Below are 826 nucleotides of genomic sequence, written 5' to 3'. Positions count from 1 at the left end.
CAAATGCAGCGGCGGAAGAGCGCAGCTACATCCTTGCGACCGCTTCTACTGGTGGCACTTACTATCCAGTTGGGGTGGCTTTGGCGACATTAAGTAAAGTGAAACTCGCACCAAAGCACCACTTCTCCCTTTCTGCTATCAGCTCTGCTGGCTCTGGTGAAAACGTTAAACTATTGAATGAAAACGAAGCACAATTTGCGATTTTGCAAGGTTTGTACGGTGCGTGGGCTTGGTCGGGGGAAGGTCCTTACGAGAAAAGCGGTCGCCAAGAAAAGCTGCGTTCAGTCTCAATGCTATGGCAAAACGTTGAACACTTCATTGTTCGTAGCGACTTAGCAAAAACCGGCACGGTTAGTGATCTGAAAAACCTCGAAGGGAAAAAGTTCTCTATCGGTAAAAAGAACTCCGGTACTGAGAACTCAGGCCGTCAGATCATGAAAGGCCTGAGTGTTGACCCAGATAAGTTCAACCTTGCCTTTATGGGGTATGGCGGCAGTGCAAGTGCGCTACAAAATGGCACTATCGATGGCATGAACACGCCAGCAGGTGTTCCTGTTGGGGCGGTGACGCAAGCATTTGCGGCGCTAGGCAACGATATCTCGATTCTTTCGTTCACTGACGAGCAAATCAAGCAAGCCAACGGCAACTACAAGTTGTGGACCAAGTACGACATTCCTGCCAACACTTACCCAGGTTTAGATAAACCAATCACGACGATTGCTCAGCCCAACTTCCTTGCGGTTCGAGACGATATCTCGGAAGAGGACGTTTACCAACTGACCAAAGCCATTTACGAGAACCTTCCGTTCTTACAAGGCATCCACAA

The 826-nt window shown here is 49.0% G+C and carries 1 protein-coding gene; it reads left to right on the top strand.

Annotated features, from left to right (window positions below; translation table 11 throughout):
* A partial coding sequence (locus R7093_RS24785) for a TAXI family TRAP transporter solute-binding subunit (RefSeq protein WP_318146960.1) occupies positions 1 to 826 on the top strand: 826 nt, incomplete at both ends.

Source organism: Vibrio sp. 1580, assembly GCF_033340055.1.
Note: the sequence above shows the minus strand (reverse complement) of the source record. Positions and strands in the feature narration are given on the sequence as shown.